Source organism: Streptomyces sp. SS7 (genome assembly GCF_037993025.1).
Lineage (GTDB): Bacteria > Actinomycetota > Actinomycetes > Streptomycetales > Streptomycetaceae > Streptomyces.
Genome location: NZ_CP141223.1, coordinates 6,393,367 through 6,408,728 on the forward strand (window position 1 = coordinate 6,393,367; position 15,362 = coordinate 6,408,728).

Sequence of the window (15,362 nt, forward strand, 5' to 3'; positions counted from 1 at the left end):
GGGCTGGTCATACCTGATCGAGAACGTCCGGGACGCGGTCCCGGACGAGCGGAAAGCTTTACGCAACAGACGGGTGTTTGGGGAGTGTTGACCGAAACGATATGGATCTATGGGGAAAACCCTCTACGAGAACCCTGTGCGGCGAATATTCGCTCCCTGTGCGGGTCCTTCGCGGCTAACGTGCCCGTATGCGCAAGAAGTTGAGGGTGGCGGCCTACGCCGTGGTCGTCCGTGACGGCCGGCTCCTGCTCGCCCGCTCACCGGCCGACGACGGCGGCCACGAGTGGGTGCTGCCGGGCGGCGGCATGGACCACGGCGAGGACCCGCTGGACACCGTCGTGCGTGAACTCGACGAGGAGACCGGCTACCGCGTCGAGGTGACGGGCCTGCTCGGTCTGGACTCGTCCCGGCACGTCTTCGGCAGCTGGGCGGGTCTCCAGGGGCCCGTCGACCACCACGGGCTGCGGATCGTCTACGAGGCCCGGATCGTCGGCGGCGAACTGCGCGACGAGGTCGACGGCTCCACCGACATGGCCGCCTGGCACGACCTGGACGCGGTGCCCGGCCTGCGCCGGGTCCGGCTGATCGACATCGCGCTGCGGTTGTGGCGCGAACGGCCCGTGGACGGACGGGCGTTCGTCCCGGCGGAGCCCCCGGTTACCCCGTGAGATGAACACGGAGTGACCGGTTCCCGGCCGTTTCCGGGCTGTTTCCCGGCGGCGCGAGGAGAGGTCGGGGCGCCTCCGGGCGCCCATGATCCACGTACGGCGATCGGCGCTTCACGTTGCGGAAGCGTTCACGCGCAGGCCATACCCGGTGTCGAGCATCCGATACGAGCGGGACGTTCGCGGCTGCGACCGCCCCGCGTCCACTGTCGACGCGTTCGTACTCGGGGAGATCGCGCCATGTCGCGCTCACGCTCTGTCACGTCCTCCGCGCTGGGGGTCGACCGTCGTACCGTCCTCGCCGCCTCCGCGGCCGTCTCCGTCTCCGCGGGCGTCGGTTACGCCCTGCGGCCCACCGACAGCCAGGCCGCCTCCGTGCCGCCGCAGGCACCGGCCCCGGCCGCCGGGACCGCGGCGGCCTCCGCGAGCCCCTCCGCCGCCCCCCTCGCGCCCTACACCAAGGGCACCACCCTCGCCTCCGTCGCCGCCCCGCGCTCCGGCTCCGGCTACCGCCGCCTCGGCAGCGCCGCCGGCTGGAAGCGCGTCGTGCGCACCGACCTCGCCGCCGCCAGGTCCGGCCGCGCGAGCCGCCGTACCGGCCTCGCCGCCTTCGTCCAGCTCACCGATCTGCACCTGATCGACAGCCAGCACCCGCTGCGCCTGGAGTACCTGCGCGCCGCGAGCGAGATCGCCTGGCGGCCGCAGGAGGCGCTCACCGTGCAGGGCGCGGTCTCGCTGGTCGAACGCGTCAACTCGCTGCGGGCCGCGCCCGTCACCGGCGCCCCGCTGGACTTCGTCGTCACCACCGGCGACAACACCGACAACAACGCCCACACCGAGCTGGACTGGTACCTCACCGTGATGAGCGGCGGCCGGATCAGCCCCAACTCCGGTGACCCGCGCCACTACGAAGGCGTCCAGAACAGCGGAATCCCCCTGTACTGGCAGCCCGACGCCGGCTCCCGCGACGCGTACAGGCAGCGCGGCTTCCCCCATCTCGACGGCTTCCTCGCCGCCGCGATCCGCGAGGTCAACAGCCCCGGCCTGACCCTGCCCTGGTACTCCACCGTCGGCAACCACGACGCCATGCCGCTCGGCTGCTACGCGCACGGCGACCCCTGGCTCGCCGAGTACGCGGTCGGCGGCCGCAAGCTGATGGAACTGCCCGCGGCCGAGGCGGCCCGGCTCCAGCGGAGCATCAGCCAGGACCGGGACCCCCGGGGCACGGTCATCCGCGACCTGCTGAAGTCCAGGACCCGCGCCATGCGCACCGTCACCCCCGACGAGCGCCGCGCCCCCTACACCCCCGCCGAGCACGTCAAGGCCCACCTGGACCCGGCGTACCGGGGCGCCGGCCCCGTCGGCCACGGCTACACGGCCGGCAACCTGGCCGCCGGCACCCAGTACTACACCTTCCCCGTCGCCGAGAACGTCGTCGGCATCAGCCTCGACACCACCGACCCCGGCGGCCACTACAACGGCTCGATCGGCACCGCCCAGCTGAAGTGGCTGGACGCGACCCTGCGCTCCCACAAGGACACGTACGCGATCGTGTTCAGCCACCACACCAGCCAGAGCATGTCCAACACCCGCCCCGACCCGGCCCGCCCCGGCGAGCGCCGGCACAGCGGTGCCGAACTGACCGCGCTCCTCGGCCGCCACCGCAATGTCGTCGCCTGGGTGAACGGCCACATCCACCGCAACGACATCACCCCCCACCGGGGCGCCGCGGGCACCTTCTGGGAGGTCTCCACGGCCTCCCACGTGGAGTTCCCGCAGCTGGCCCGGGTCATCGAGCTGGTCGACAACAAGGACGGCACCCTCTCGATCCACACCACCCTGATCGAGTCCGCCGCGCCCCACCGCACCGACTTCACCGACCTCTCCCAGACCGGCCTCGCCGCCCTCTACCGCGAGCTGTCGGCGAACGCCCGCTTCGACGGGGCCCGGCTCGCCGGCGAGGCGAAGGACCGCAACACGGAACTGGTGCTGCGGAAGGCCTGACGCTTCCGTCATCCAGCCTGCGCACACACGTGACGTCCAGTTCACTCGTATGAAACGTCCGTACCGCCTCATATCGGCTAACCCGCACTTCACGGGGGTGGCTGGATATCGGTGCGAGGCGGGTGACGGTGTTGCGTACGGGACGCGGACTGCGGGTGCTGTCGGTCTACGAGGGGTTCTTCTCCGGCGGGGCCCGGATCGTGCACAGCGACGTGGTGCTGGGACTGCGCGAGGGCGGCCAGCACCACCGGGTGCTGAGCATCCACGGCGAGGTGCACCGCGAGGCCACCCGCCAGCGGATGGAGGACGACGCCTGCTACCGGGCGCTCACCGGCGCCGACGTGGGCGTCACCTCCCTCGGCCGGACGTTCGGGATCGGGGGCACGGATCCGGCCGCCTTCAGCGGGCCGGAACTCGCCGACACCGCACGGGCGACGGCCGACGCCGACGTGATCCTCTCCCTCAAGGAGCAGCCGCTCGCCCTGCTGCGCCAGGCGGGCCTGCCACGCCGCCCGGTCGTGGTCTGTCTGCACCGCTCCGACCCGGAGAACCAGGGCCGTGCCCTGCACGACCTCAAGGCCGGGATCGCCGACGGCACGGTGGCGGCGGCCGTGTGCTGCGCCGAGTCGACCCGGGCGGCGTACGAGGCGGCCGGCGTCCCGGCCGCGCTGCTGCACGTCATCCCCAACGGGGTCGACCTGATCCGCTTCCGCCCGGACCCGGCCCGCCGGCGGGCCCTGCGCGCCGCGCTCGACGTCCCCGCCGAGGCCCCGGTGGTCGTCTTCGCCGCCCGCTACGACGGCATGAAGAACGTCCCGCTGTTCCTGGCGGCGGCCGGCGCCTGGCTGGACGCGGTCCCCGACGGACACGTCCTGATGTGCGGGGCCGGCATGTCGGCCGCGAACCCGGGCCTCGCGGCCGACATCGCCGAGGCGTTCGACGGACGGCAGCGGGGCCGTGGCCGGCTGCGCCTGCTCGGCGTACGGCACGACATGGAGACCGTGTACGCCGGCGCCGACGTGGTGGCCCTCACCTCCTCCTGGGGCGAGGCGGCCCCGCTGTGCCTGATCGAGGGCATGATGTGCGGCGCGGTCCCGGTCGCGACGGACGTCGGCGACAGCGCGGCGATCGTCGCGGGCCACGGCCTGGTCACCCCGCCGGACCCGGAGGCGATCGCGGCGGCCTGGTCGGAGGCGGTGGCGAACCGGGACGCGTACGCCCCCGCCCTCGCCGCGAGCCGCGAACGCTTCAGCCGCACCCGCATGATCGCCTCGTACGCAGCCCTCATCGACCGGGTGTACGACACGCGGAGGGGCCACCCGTCGCCGGTGGCCCCTCCGCTCCCCTCCTGATGCGCCGCCCCGGTCCTCCCTACCGGGGCAGCACCACGACGTACGCCGCCGGTTCGCGGTCCCCCGCCGCCATCAGCGCCGTGCGGACCACCGCGGCCTGCTGCTCCATGGCGTCCCGCAGCTTCTTCGGCGTGATGTACACGGCCGTGATGCCGAGCCGCTCCAGGTGCTCACGCTTGCGGGCGTACTCCGACCACAACGCGTCGTCGTCCTGGCGGGGCGCCCGCGTGTCCAGTTCCACCGCCACCGCCTGCTCCGGCCAGTAGGCGTCGAGTCCGCCGAGGTGCGGCCCGCCGGGCAGGCGCAGGTCCACGTTCCAGACCGGGTCGGGGAGGCCGTACTCGACGACCATCCGGTAGAGGCGGTCCTCGGCGATCGCCCGGCCCTCGGCCAGCAGGGAGTCCACCGCGTCCACCACATGGGGCCGCCCCAGCAGCTTGGCGCTGTTCAACTCCCGCACGACGGCAGCCGGTTCGCAGTGGCCGCCGCGCACCGCCTCCGACAGCAGCCGTCGTACCGCGCCCGCGTCCGTCAGCTCCGCCACCGCGTCGGCCAGCGCCCGCGGGACGGGCGCCACCGGAACGCCCGTCGCCTGTTCGGGGACCGGCAGGCTCGTGGTGCGCACGACGTGGGCGCAGCCCGTCGAGCGCAGCCGGCGCAGGCGCGGGACCAGGACGTCGATCCGCTCCAGGGAGGACAGCGAGGGGGCCGAGGCGAAGCCGTACAGGGTGAGCGCCGCGAGGCCGGTGATCATCGCCTCCCGGTACGTCGGGCGGTGCGGGCCGTCGGCGTCCGGCTGGGCCGGCACCCCGGCCGGTTCCTGCTGCTCGCGGGCCGCGTACAGCAGGACCGCGTGCAGCCGCTCCTCGCTGGTCGGCGGCCCCTGGTGCAGCATGAACACGCCGGGGAGGAGCTGCTGCCAGGGGCCGCCGGGGCGGCACTGCTCGGTGGCCTCGGCGCCGGAGACACCGTGCGAGCGGAGCTGGGCCGCCGTCAGCACCCGGCGTCGGCCGTCGTGGGAGAGGTGGCGCAGCGGGCGGGGGGCGGCCGGGGGGAGCGGCGTGTTGTGGTTCATGCAACGGGGATTCCGCTCCCGATCCCTCCTTTAACGGCTGTTACACGCCTGTCGACAAAACCGGACAAGCTCGCCCTAAAGGACGGATGTTCGGATGCCGAGTAGGCATCGAAAACCCCTGGTCCCGTCGGGCGGGTCCAGGGGTTACGGGTCCGATGGAACGAATTCCGTAACGGTCACCGCCGACGGAATCCATGGCCAGAGCTAGTGGTGTTCCTCGGCCCTGGCGTCACAGGCCTGCCCGCGCAGACCGCGGGCCAGGTCGTCCCAGGCCTCCAGGACCAGCCGGCGCAGCGCCGGGGGCGCCGCGTCGTGGGCCGCGAGCCAGACGTCCGTCTCCACCAGGGTCTGCGGGGTGTCCTGGAGGTAGGGGTACAGCCCCTTGACGACGGTCATCGCGATCTGGATGGACCGCTCGGACCACACCCGGTCGATCGCCGCGAAGTACTTCTGCGCGTACGGCGCGAGCAGCTCCCGCTGGGACGGCTGCGCGAAGCCCGCGATGGTCGCCTCCACCAGGGCGTTGGAGAGCTCCTCGGACTCCACCACCTGCGCCCACGCCTGCGCCTTGACCGCCGCCGAGGGACGCGCGGCCAGACAGCGGACCTGGTGGCGTCGGCCCGAGGCGGTGTCGTCCCGGGCGAGCTCCGCCTCCAGCGTCTTCTCGTCGGCGTATCCGTGCGCGACCAGCGGCTCCAGGAACGTCCACCGCAGCTCCTGGTCGACGCCCAGCCCCTCGATCTCCGAGGTGCCGTCCAGCAGACCCTGGAGCAGCTCGAAACCGCCCTGGTCCTCGGCCGTCTGCGCGAAGAACCGCGCCCACGCGAGCTGGTGCTCGCTGCCCGGCTCGGCCGCGTACAGCTCGCGCTCGGCGCCCTCGGCGAGCAGTCGCGACCCGGTCGCCCGCAGCGGCGGCGCCACATAGTGCACCAGAGCCGACTCCGCCCAGGCGTGCAGCATCTGGAGCACCCCGATGTCCGACTCGCGCCCCGCGAACCGCAGCACCAGGGCGATGAAGTCCCGCGCGGGCAGCAGCGCGTCCCGGGTGAGGTTCCACAGCGCCGACCAGCACAGGGCGCGGGCCAGCGGGTCGGCGATGTCGCCGAGGTGCGTGTGCAGCGTCTCCAGCGAGGTCTCGTCGAAGCGGATCTTGCAGTACGTGAGGTCGTCGTCGTTGACCAGCACCAGCTCCGGGGCGGCCTCGCCGGCCAGTTCCCTGACGATCGTGCGCGGACCGTCGACGTCCGCCTCGACCCGCGCGTACCGCACCAGCGCGCCGCCCTCCGCGCGGCGGTACAGGCCGATCGCCACCCGGTGCGGCCGCAGCTCGGGATGCGACTCCGGGGCCTCCTGCACCACCGCCAGCTCCGCGATCCGGCCATCGGCGTCCAGCAGCACCTGCGGGGTCAGCGAGTTCACCCCGGCCGTCTGCAGCCACGACCGCGCCCACGCCCCCATGTCCCGGCCGCTGGTCTCCGCCAGCACCGACAGCAGGTCGCCGAGGCGGGTGTTGCCGTACGCGTGCCGCTTGAAGTAGCGGCGGGCGCCCTCCAGGAACGCGTCCCGCCCGACGTACGCCACCAGCTGCTTGAGGACGGACGCGCCCTTGGCGTAGGTGATGCCGTCGAAGTTGAGCTTGGCGTCCTGCAGGTCGCGGATGTCGGCGGTGACCGGGTGGGTGGAGGGCAGCTGGTCGGCGCGGTACGCCCAGGCCTTGCGGCGGTTGGCGAAGGTGATCCAGCCCTCGGTGAACCGGGTGGCCTCGACCATCGAGAAGGAGCCCATGAAGTCCGCGAAGGACTCCTTCAGCCACAGGTCGTCCCACCACTCCATGGTGACCAGGTCGCCGAACCACATGTGCGCCATCTCGTGCAGGATGACGTTCGCCCGGTTCTCGTACGACACCCGGGTCACCTTGCCCCGGAAGATGTACTCCTCCCGGAAGGTCACCAGCCCCGGGTTCTCCATCGCCCCCAGGTTGTACTCCGGCACGAACGCCTGGTCGTACTTGCCGAAGGGGTACGGGTAGTCGAAGTGCTCGTGGAAGAAGTCCAGCCCCTGCTTGGTGATCAGGAAGACGTCCTCGGCCTCGAAGTAGGGCGCGAGACCCTTGCGGCACAGCGCGCCGAGCGGGATCCGAAGCGTCGTGCCGTCGGCGAGCTCACGGCTGTAGGAGTCCGTGACGTAGTGGTACGGCCCCGCCACCACACAGGTGATGTACGTCGAGATCGGCTTCGTCTCCGCGAACCGCCACACCCCGTCGGCGCGCTCGCCCGCACCGTTGCTCCACACCGTCCACTCCTCGGGCGCCCGCACCTCGAAGCGGAACGGCGCCTTGAGGTCGGGCTGCTCGAAGTTCGCGAACACCCGGCGCGAGTCGGCCGGCTCGTACTGCGTGTAGAGGTAGACCTCGCCGTCCTCGGGGTCGACGAACCGGTGCAGACCCTCGCCGGTGCGGGAGTACGCGCACTGCGCGTCCACGACCAGCTCGTTGTCGGCGGCCAGGTCCTCCAGCAGGATGCGGGAACCGTCGAACACCTCGCCCGGGTCCAGATCGCGGCCGTTGAGGGAGACGGACGTCACACTCGGCGCGATCAGATCGGCGAAGCTCGCGGCGCCGGGCTCGTTGCAGCGGAAGCGGATCGTGGTGACCGAGCGGAAGGTGCGCGGCTCGTCGGTCCCCCCGCCGACGGCCGAACGCACGTCGAGGGACACGTCGTACCCGTCGACGGACAGCAGGGCGGCCCGCTCCCGGGCCTCGTCGCGGGACAGGTTCTCACCGGGCACGGGCGGTACTCCCTCGTTGGTGGCCGGACGGCACATGGACAGGAGTGATCCTGCCACGCGCCCCTGACCGCGGCAGCGGGGAATGTGTGCCGCACGTGACGGTGTTGACGCGAGGAAGGCCCTTTCTCTCAGGTTCCCCGTTCCTCTGCCGATCTCCCGAGGAGACACATGTCCGAGAAGACCCCCGTCGACTTCTGGTTCGACCCGCTGTGCCCCTGGGCGTGGATGACCTCCCGCTGGGTCCTGGAAGTCGAGAAGGTCCGTGACATCGAGGTGCGCTGGCACATCATGAGCCTCGCCGTCCTCAACGAGAACAAGCTGGACGAGCTGCCCGAGGAGTACCGCGAGATGCTCGCGGTCAAGGCCTGGCAGCCGGTGCGCGTGGTCACCGCCGCCTGGCAGCTGCACGGCGCCGACGTCCTCGGCCCGCTCTACACCGCGCTCGGCACCCGTATCCACAACAACGGCGAGGGCCCGACGGTCGAGGCCATAGCCGGCGCGCTGGCGGACGTGGGCCTGCCCGCCTCCCTCATCGACTACGCCGAGCAGAGCGACTTCGAGTTCGACGCCCAGCTGCGCGCCTCCCACAAGGAGGGCATCGAGAAGGTCGGCCAGGACGTCGGCACCCCGGTGATCGCCGTCCCCGGCCCGGACGGCGAGCAGATCGCCTTCTTCGGCCCGGTCGTCACCCCCGCCCCGAAGGGCGAGGAGGCCGCCCGCCTCTGGGACGGCACCGTCGCGGTCGCCTCGGTCCCCGGTTTCTACGAGATCAAGCGCACCCGTACCAAGGGCCCCGATTTCAGCAACCTGTGACGACTCACCTGCGGAACCCGCCCCCGCGAGCAGCCTCGCGGGGGCACCGCGCACTCCGTGACGCCCGGAGGCAGTGAGGGAGCGGTCCGCGCGTCAGCCCCTGGCGCGCGTCCGCTGCCAGGCGTACCCGGCCGCCGCCAGGAACACCGTCATCCCGCCCGACGCGTACAGCTGCACCCGGGTGCCGGGTTCGCGGGCCATCAGGACGAAGATCGCCGCCATGCCGGCCAGGGCGACCCAGGTCAGCAGCGGGAACGCCCACATGCGGACGGCGAGCCGCTCCGGGGCCTCGCGCTCCAGGCGGCGCCGCAGCCGCAGCTGTGCGGCGGCGATGAAGATCCAGACGATCAGGATCACCGCGCCGATCATGTTCAGCAGCCAGGGGAAGACGTCGTCGGGCCGCCAGTGGCTCAGTGCCACGCAGCCGAAGCCGAACACGCACGAGGCGAGGACCGCGGGGCGCGGCACCCCGCCCGGTGCACGGCCCAGCGCCTTCGGACCGTGGCCCCGGGCCACCAGCGACCAGGCGATGCGCGAGGAACCGTACACATTGGCGTTCATCGCGCTCAGCAGCGCGGCCAGCACCACCACGTTCATCGCCTGGCCGGCGCCCGGGATGCCGAGCCGGTCCAGGGTGGCGACGTACGGGCCCTTCTCGACGACCGCGGGCGCGTCCCAGGGGACGAGGGTGACGACGACCGCCATCGAGCCGACGTAGAACAGCGCGATGCGCCACATGGCCGTACGGACCGCGCCCGCCACGCCCCGGACCGGGTCCGGCGACTCGGCCGCGGCGATGGTGACGGTCTCCAGACCGCCGTAGGCGAAGACGGAGGCGAGCAGGCCGACGACCAGGCCCTCGCCGCCGTGGGGGAGGACGTCGCCGAGGTGCGCGGTGCCGGGGGCGTCCGTGCCGGGCAGGACACCGGCGATCGCCAGCACGCCCAGCACCAGGAACAGGGTGATCGCGCCGACCTTCAGCGCAGCGAACCAGAACTCGAACTCGCCGAAGTTCTTCACCGCGGCCAGGTTCGTGCCGCAGAACACCAGCATGAACAGCGCGACCCAGGCCCATTCGGGTGTCCCCGGCAGCCAGCCGGTGACGATCTTGGCGGCGCCGATGCCCTCCAGACCCACGGCCGTGCACAGCAGGACCCAGAAGGCCCAGCCGACGGTGAACCCCGCCCAGGGGCCGAACGCCCGCTCGGCGTGCGCCGAGAACGAGCCCGACGAGGGATGCGCGGCGGACATCTCGCCCAGCATCCGCATCACCAGCATCACGAGGAGGCCGGAGAGGGCGTAGGCGAGGACGATCGACGGGCCGGCGGCGGCGATCCCCGCGCCCGAACCGACGAAGAGCCCCGCGCCGATGACACCGCCGAGGGCGATCATCGACAGATGGCGCTGTTTGAGGCCCTGGTGGAGGCCGTGGGTGCGGCCCTGGTCGGGGCCGGGGGTGGCGTCCGGCTCTTGTGGAGCCTCGACGGTGCTGCTGGGCATGGGAGCGGTTCGTCCAATGCGTGAGACGGGCAAAAACGCCCACAGTCTGGGCGGCCCCTCCGCCGCCGCGGAGCGGCCGCCCACGATCCGGACGCGTCCGGTACGCAGCGTGCCTAGGCCGCTACGGCCGTGTAGTGCGAGGCACTGCCCTCGACCGAGTGGCTCTCCTTCCCGTCGACGCCCACCGGAACGTCTCCCGCGGCGGTCACCCGGTGCAGCCGGCGCGGCGCGCCGTCGTAGTTGTCGATGGCGTAGTGCTGGGTGATCCGGTTGTCGAAGACGACGAGCTGGTTCTCCGACCAGCGGTGGCGCAGGACGTTCTCCGGCCGGGTCACGTACGACTGGAGCAGATCGAGGATCTTGCGGGACTCGGCCACCGACAGCCCCACGATCCGCTGGGCGAACCCGCCGATGAACAGCCCCCGTTCACCCGTGAGCGGGTGGACCCGGACCACCGGGTGGACCGTGCGGTACGTGATGGAGGTGAACTGGGCGCGGGCGGCGGCCCGGGCCTCGTCGACGGCCTCGTCGGGCACCGCGTAGTCGTAGTCGTTGGTGTGCTCGGCCCACAGGGTGTCGGCCAGCAGCCGCAGCGGCTCGGGCAGGTCGCGGTAGGCGGCCGCGGAGCTGGCGATCAGCGTCTCGCCGCCGTACGGCGGGACGGTCAGGCTGCGCAGGGTGGTGACCTGGGGCGGGTTGAGGACGAAGGTCACGTCGGTGTGCCAGTGGTTGGCGGCCCGGCCGCGCTCGCTGTCCACGGGCAGCACGTTCGGGGCGCCGTCGACCGAGGCCACGGTCGGGTGGGCGGTGGTGACCTCGCCGAAGTGCCGGACGAAGGCCTGGTGGGTCTCGTCGTCGAGGTCCACCTCGTCGAAGACCAGCGCCTTGTGGACGTTGAGCGCCTCGCGCAGGGCGGCGTAGGTCTCCTCGTCGAGGGGCTTGGCGATGTCGACGCCGCTGACGTGGGCGCCGATGCGAGCGGTGACCTTGCGGATGTCGAGCGTCATGGTGGTGTCCTCTCAGACCAGGGCGGGTGTCTTGACGTACTGGTTGGCGGGGCGCGGCAGGCCGTAGCGCTCGCGCAGGGTCTGGCGGGGGCCGTACTCCGTGCGCAGCAGGCCGCGGGCCCGCAGCAGGGGGACGACCTGGTCGACGAAGGCGGTCAGGCCGGAGGGCAGCACAGCGGGCATGATGTTGAAGCCGTCGGCGGCACCCCGGGTGAACCAGGTCTCGATCTTGTCGGCGACCTGCTCGGGCGTGCCGGCGAAGGTGAGGTGCCCGCGCCCGCCGCCGAGCCGCCCGATCAGCTGCCGTACGGTCAGCCGCTCCCGGCGGCCCAGCTCCACGACCAGCGTGTAGCGGCTCTTGGCGCCCTCGACGGCGTCCTCGGTGGGCAGCTCCGCCGGCAGCTCGGCGTCCAGCTCCAGCGCCCCTGCCGGCAGCTGGAGCAGCCGCTCCAGGTTGGCCACCCCGTGCCGGTGGACGATGTGGTCCTCCAGCAGCTGCTCGTTCGCCCGGGCCTCCGCCTCCGTGGAGCCGAGCACCGGCACGATGCCCGGCAGCACCTTGAGGTGCCCGGGGTCGCGGCCGGCCGCCGCCGTGCGCGCCTTGAGGTCGGCGTAGAAGGCCTGCGCGTCGGCGAGCGTCTGCTGTGCGGTGAACACGGCCTCCGCGTACCGGGCCGCGAACGCCTTGCCGTCCTCCGAGGACCCGGCCTGCACCAGCAGCGGGTAACCCTGCGGGCTGCGCGGGACGTTGAGGGCGCCCTCGACGCTGAAGTACGTCCCCCGGTGCCGGGGCGGATGGATCTTGGCGTCGTCGCCCCACACCCCGGAGGCCTTGTCGGCGAGGATCGTGTCGTCCTCCCAGCTGTCCCAGAGCTTCAGCGCCACGTCCACGAACTCGGCGGCCCGCGCGTACCGCTCGGCGTGCGCGGGCTCCGCGTCCAGGCCGAAGTTGCGGGCGGCCTCCGCGCCCGCCGTGGTGACGATGTTCCAGCCCGCCCGGCCGCCGCTGATGATGTCGAGCGAGGCGAACTTGCGGGCCAGGTTGTAGGGGGAGTTGTACGACGTGGAGGCGGTCGCGATCAGCCCGATGTGCCGGGTCGCCGTCGCCAGCGCGGTGAGCAGCGTCAGCGGCTCCAGCGCCCCGGCCGGGCGCTGCGCGACACTGCTCCACAGCTGCGGCCCGTCGGCCAGGAAGAGGGAGTCGAAGGTGCCGCGCTCGGCGGTCCGCGCGAGCTCGACGTAGTGGTCCAGCTCCACATGGGCGTGCGGGTCGCTCTCCGGGAGCCGCCAGGACGCCTCGTGGTGCCCGGTGTTCATCAGGAACGCGTTCAGGTGCAGCTTTCTCGAACTCACTGGTGGTCCTCCGTGACGCCCAGCGCGGCCAGCAGCCGCTCGCGGTACTCCCCCAGCAGCGGATCGCGGTACGAGCGCGGATGGGGTCGGTCGATGGTCAGGTCGAGGCCGATGCGGCCCCGGTCGAGGACGAGGACCCGGTCGGCGAGCACGATCGCCTCGTCCACGTCGTGGGTGACGAGCAGCACGGACGGGCGGTGCCGCTTCCACAGCTCCCGCAGCAGGGCGTGCATCCTGATCCGGGTGAGCGCGTCCAGCGCCCCGAACGGCTCGTCGGCCAGCAGGAGTTCGGGCTCCCGGACCAGTGAGCGGGCGAGTGCGGCGCGCTGTGCCTCGCCGCCGGACAGCTCGTTCGGCCAGGCCCGCTCGCGGCCGGCGAGGCCCACCTCGGCGAGGGCGGCCCGCCCCTTCTCCTCACCGGCCGTCCCCAGCAGGACGTTGTCCAGCACCCGGCGCCAGGGCAGCAGCCGGGAGTCCTGGAAGACGACCGACACCCGCTCGGGCGCCGTCAGGTCCCCGCTGCCGGCGACCTCGTGGTCCAGGCCCGCGACCGCCCGCAGCAGGGTGGACTTGCCGGAGCCGCTGTGCCCGAGCAGGGCGACGAACTGTCCGGCGGGGATGTCCAGGTCGATGCCGTCGAGGACGGTCCGTCCGTCGAAGGACCGGGTCAGGTCCCGCAACCGTACGGCGGGACGGGTCAGTTGCTCAGTGTGCGGCGCCATGACAGCACCCTCCGTTCGACGAGACGGACCGCGCTGTCGGAGACCAGGCCGAAGACGCCGTAGATCAGCAGACCGACCAGGATGACGTCCGACCGGCCGTAGTTCTGGGCCTGGAACATCAGGTAACCGAGGCCGCTCGTGGCGTTGATCTGCTCCAGGACCACCAGGCCGAGCCACGATCCGGTGACGCCGAGCCGGAGTCCCACGAAGAATCCGGGCAGGGCGCCGGGGATCACGATCTGCCGGACGAACTGGAGCCTGGACAGCCCCTGCACCTCGGCGAGTTCGACGAACCGGTGGTCGATGCCGGACAGCGCCGCATGCGTGTTCAGATAGATCGGGATGTAGACGACGATCGCGATGATCGCGATCTTGAAGGTCTCGCCGATGCCCAGCCACAGGATGAACAGCGGGATCAGCCCGAGTACCGGGATCGCCCGGTTGAGCTGCACGGTCCCGTCGATCAGCGCCTCGCCGGTCCGGCTGAGCCCGGACGCGAGCGCCAGCACCACCCCGGCGGTCAGCCCGATCGCGAAGCCGTACCCGGCGCGTTCGAGGGAGGTGAGGACATCGGTGGGCAGGGTCCCGTCGGTCCACAGCCGGGCGCCGGTCGCGAGGACGGTCCAGGGCGCCGGGACCGCGCCGGGGTCGAGCCGGCCGGCGGCGGAGGCGGCGGCCCACAGGGCGACCAGCAGGAGGGGCCCGGCGAGCCGGGCGGCGGGCAGACGTTTGCCGGGGGCGAGGCTGCGGCGCCGACGGCGCGGCTGCTCGGCGGCCACGGCGACGGGGGCGGCCGTGCCCAGCGTGGTGGTGGTCATGGCGGTCAGCTCCGGTACTCGGCGGGTACGGACTTCGCGGCGATGCCCTCGAAGCGGTGGTCGAAGAGGGAGGAGACGTCGAACTTCTTCACGAAGCCGCCCTCGGCGAGCAGATCGGCGGTCTCCTGCTCCCAGGCGATCGCCTCGTCCCAACTGGGCGGGAAGAGAGGCTTGTTGGCGAGATCGGAGATCGCCCTGGCCTGGGCGGAGGTCAGGTTCTGCGTCTTGACGTAGAACTCCTCGTTCCAGATGTCGGGGTTCTCGTACTGCCACACCTGGCCCTCGGCCCACTGCGGGATGTACGCGGCGATCGCGGCCGCCTTCGCCCTGTCGTTCAGCACCGACACCGGCGCCCACAGCAGGTTCAGCAGGTCGACGACGTCGGTGGTGATCGAGCGGGCGCCCTTGGAGCCGTACTGCTGGAGGTAGGCGGGGGCCTGGCTGTTGGCGAGCGGGGCGATGTCGACCTGGCCCGACTGCAGGGCGGTCAGGAACTGGTTGCTGGTCAGCGGGACCAGCGTGACCTCGTCGTACGTCAGGCCGGCCTTCTTCAGCGCCCTCAGCAGGACGACACCCTGCGCCTGGCCCTGCGAGAACGCCAGCTTCTTCCCCTTGAAGTCCGCGACGGTGCGGATGTCGCTGCCGGGCTTGGTGGCGAAGAGATAATTCGGCTTCCGGGTGATGTTGATCGCGACGATCTTCGCGTCATAGCCCTGGTAATGCGCCTGGATCGGCGGGATGCCCGCATTGTTCGCCAGGTCCAGGGATTTCGCCCGGAACGCGTTGATGACATCTGGACCGGCCCCGATGTTCACCCAGCTCGACACCGTGAACGGCAGGTCGGGCAGTTTCGCCAGCTTGAACTGGAGTTGCTGCGCGTTCAGGTACGAGGCGATCTTCAGGCTGGTGCCGGCGGGCACCTTCGTGGCGAGCGGGGCCGTGGCGGCGCCCTTGCCGGTGGCGGCGGCACTGCTCTCGGCGCAGCCGCTGAGCCCGGCGACACCGGCGGCGGCGCCGAGCAGCGAGGTGAGGAACAGGCGGCGGTCGAAGCTCGAAGGCATGGGAGTACCCCTCACGGAAAAGCGGTGAAAAATGGCATGCGGAATTCCGGGGACGGAAAAGGGAACTCACGCGGGAAAGGCTGCGGGGAAGCAGCTGGAAGGCGATGGGAAGGCGATGGGGAGGCAGTCGGAGAGACTGCGGGAGAAGCCTGTGGGAGACACAGACCGAAGGGCGCGCTCCCGGCGCGCCGGGGCGTCAGCAACA

General features: G+C 71.9%; 12 protein-coding genes. 4 read left to right on the top strand and 8 right to left on the bottom strand.

Annotated elements, in window-relative coordinates; all coding sequences use genetic code 11:
* The first annotated feature begins 188 nt into the window (after window positions 1-188).
* The 3 genes from U5640_RS29575 to U5640_RS29585 all read left to right on the top strand — a co-directional run bounded on the left by U5640_RS29575 (window position 189) and on the right by U5640_RS29585 (window position 4,021).
* Window positions 189-668 (top strand): NUDIX hydrolase, encoded by a 480-nt coding sequence (locus tag U5640_RS29575; RefSeq protein WP_340379158.1) that lies wholly within the window; start codon window positions 189-191, stop codon window positions 666-668.
* Between the two features lie 237 nt (window positions 669-905).
* Window positions 906-2,669, top strand: a complete 1,764-nt coding sequence (locus U5640_RS29580; protein WP_340379160.1) for a TIGR03767 family metallophosphoesterase — start codon at window positions 906-908, stop codon at window positions 2,667-2,669.
* 155 nt (window positions 2,670-2,824) lie between these two features.
* Window positions 2,825-4,021 (top strand): glycosyltransferase family 4 protein, encoded by a 1,197-nt coding sequence (locus tag U5640_RS29585; RefSeq protein ID WP_340385407.1) that lies wholly within the window; start codon window positions 2,825-2,827, stop codon window positions 4,019-4,021.
* Window positions 4,022-4,040: 19 nt separating this feature from the next.
* On the opposite strand, the gene U5640_RS29590 is transcribed toward U5640_RS29585, so the two are convergent.
* Window positions 4,041-5,096, bottom strand: coding sequence for a hypothetical protein (locus U5640_RS29590; protein ID WP_340379162.1), 1,056 nt, complete (start codon window positions 5,094-5,096; stop codon window positions 4,041-4,043).
* Window positions 5,097-5,300: 204 nt separating this feature from the next.
* Window positions 5,301-7,883 (bottom strand): aminopeptidase N, encoded by a 2,583-nt coding sequence (gene pepN, locus U5640_RS29595; RefSeq protein WP_340379164.1) that lies wholly within the window; start codon window positions 7,881-7,883, stop codon window positions 5,301-5,303.
* Between the two features lie 168 nt (window positions 7,884-8,051).
* Between pepN and U5640_RS29600 the strand changes: the two genes are divergently transcribed.
* Entirely contained in the window at window positions 8,052-8,696 is a 645-nt protein-coding gene (locus U5640_RS29600; protein ID WP_067244185.1) for a DsbA family protein, read from the top strand.
* A gap of 93 nt (window positions 8,697-8,789) precedes the next feature.
* On the opposite strand, the gene U5640_RS29605 is transcribed toward U5640_RS29600, so the two are convergent.
* The 6 genes from U5640_RS29605 to U5640_RS29630 all read right to left on the bottom strand — a co-directional run bounded on the left by U5640_RS29605 (window position 8,790) and on the right by U5640_RS29630 (window position 15,157).
* Window positions 8,790-10,196 (bottom strand): amino acid permease, encoded by a 1,407-nt coding sequence (locus tag U5640_RS29605; protein ID WP_340379167.1) that lies wholly within the window; start codon window positions 10,194-10,196, stop codon window positions 8,790-8,792.
* Window positions 10,197-10,309: 113 nt separating this feature from the next.
* Window positions 10,310-11,203 (bottom strand): TauD/TfdA family dioxygenase, encoded by an 894-nt coding sequence (locus tag U5640_RS29610; RefSeq protein ID WP_340379169.1) that lies wholly within the window; start codon window positions 11,201-11,203, stop codon window positions 10,310-10,312.
* 12 nt (window positions 11,204-11,215) lie between these two features.
* Window positions 11,216-12,556: an LLM class flavin-dependent oxidoreductase gene (locus U5640_RS29615; protein ID WP_340379171.1), complete on the bottom strand. Its 1,341-nt coding sequence runs from the start codon at window positions 12,554-12,556 to the stop codon at window positions 11,216-11,218.
* The gene (locus U5640_RS29620) at window positions 12,553-13,278 is read right to left on the bottom strand and encodes an ABC transporter ATP-binding protein (RefSeq protein WP_340379173.1); all 726 of its coding nucleotides are present in this window, start codon (window positions 13,276-13,278) and stop codon (window positions 12,553-12,555) included. Before U5640_RS29620 ends, U5640_RS29615 begins: the two co-directional genes overlap by 4 nt.
* A complete protein-coding gene (locus tag U5640_RS29625; RefSeq protein ID WP_340379175.1) occupies window positions 13,254-14,096 on the bottom strand; it encodes an ABC transporter permease in 843 nt (280 codons plus the stop codon). The genes U5640_RS29620 and U5640_RS29625 overlap by 25 nt, the downstream gene beginning before the upstream one ends.
* Window positions 14,097-14,101: 5 nt before the next feature.
* Window positions 14,102-15,157 carry an ABC transporter substrate-binding protein gene (locus tag U5640_RS29630; RefSeq protein ID WP_340379177.1) on the bottom strand — a complete coding sequence of 352 codons (1,056 nt, stop codon included), beginning with the start codon at window positions 15,155-15,157 and terminating at the stop codon, window positions 14,102-14,104.
* Between the last annotated feature and the right edge of the window lie 205 nt (window positions 15,158-15,362).

Excerpts from the sequence above, each read along its gene's own strand:
- U5640_RS29630 (WP_340379177.1), bottom strand. The coding sequence starts at position 15,157 with ATGCCTTCGAGCTTCGACCGCCGCCTGTTCCTCACCTCGCTGCTCGGC.
- U5640_RS29600 (WP_067244185.1), top strand. The coding sequence starts at position 8,052 with ATGTCCGAGAAGACCCCCGTCGACTTCTGGTTCGACCCGCTGTGCCCC.
- U5640_RS29605 (WP_340379167.1), bottom strand. The coding sequence starts at position 10,196 with ATGCCCAGCAGCACCGTCGAGGCTCCACAAGAGCCGGACGCCACCCCC.
- U5640_RS29620 (WP_340379173.1), bottom strand. The coding sequence starts at position 13,278 with ATGGCGCCGCACACTGAGCAACTGACCCGTCCCGCCGTACGGTTGCGG.
- U5640_RS29590 (WP_340379162.1), bottom strand. The coding sequence starts at position 5,096 with ATGAACCACAACACGCCGCTCCCCCCGGCCGCCCCCCGCCCGCTGCGC.
- U5640_RS29610 (WP_340379169.1), bottom strand. The coding sequence starts at position 11,203 with ATGACGCTCGACATCCGCAAGGTCACCGCTCGCATCGGCGCCCACGTC.
- U5640_RS29625 (WP_340379175.1), bottom strand. The coding sequence starts at position 14,096 with ATGACCACCACCACGCTGGGCACGGCCGCCCCCGTCGCCGTGGCCGCC.
- U5640_RS29580 (WP_340379160.1), top strand. The coding sequence starts at position 906 with ATGTCGCGCTCACGCTCTGTCACGTCCTCCGCGCTGGGGGTCGACCGT.
- U5640_RS29575 (WP_340379158.1), top strand. The coding sequence starts at position 189 with ATGCGCAAGAAGTTGAGGGTGGCGGCCTACGCCGTGGTCGTCCGTGAC.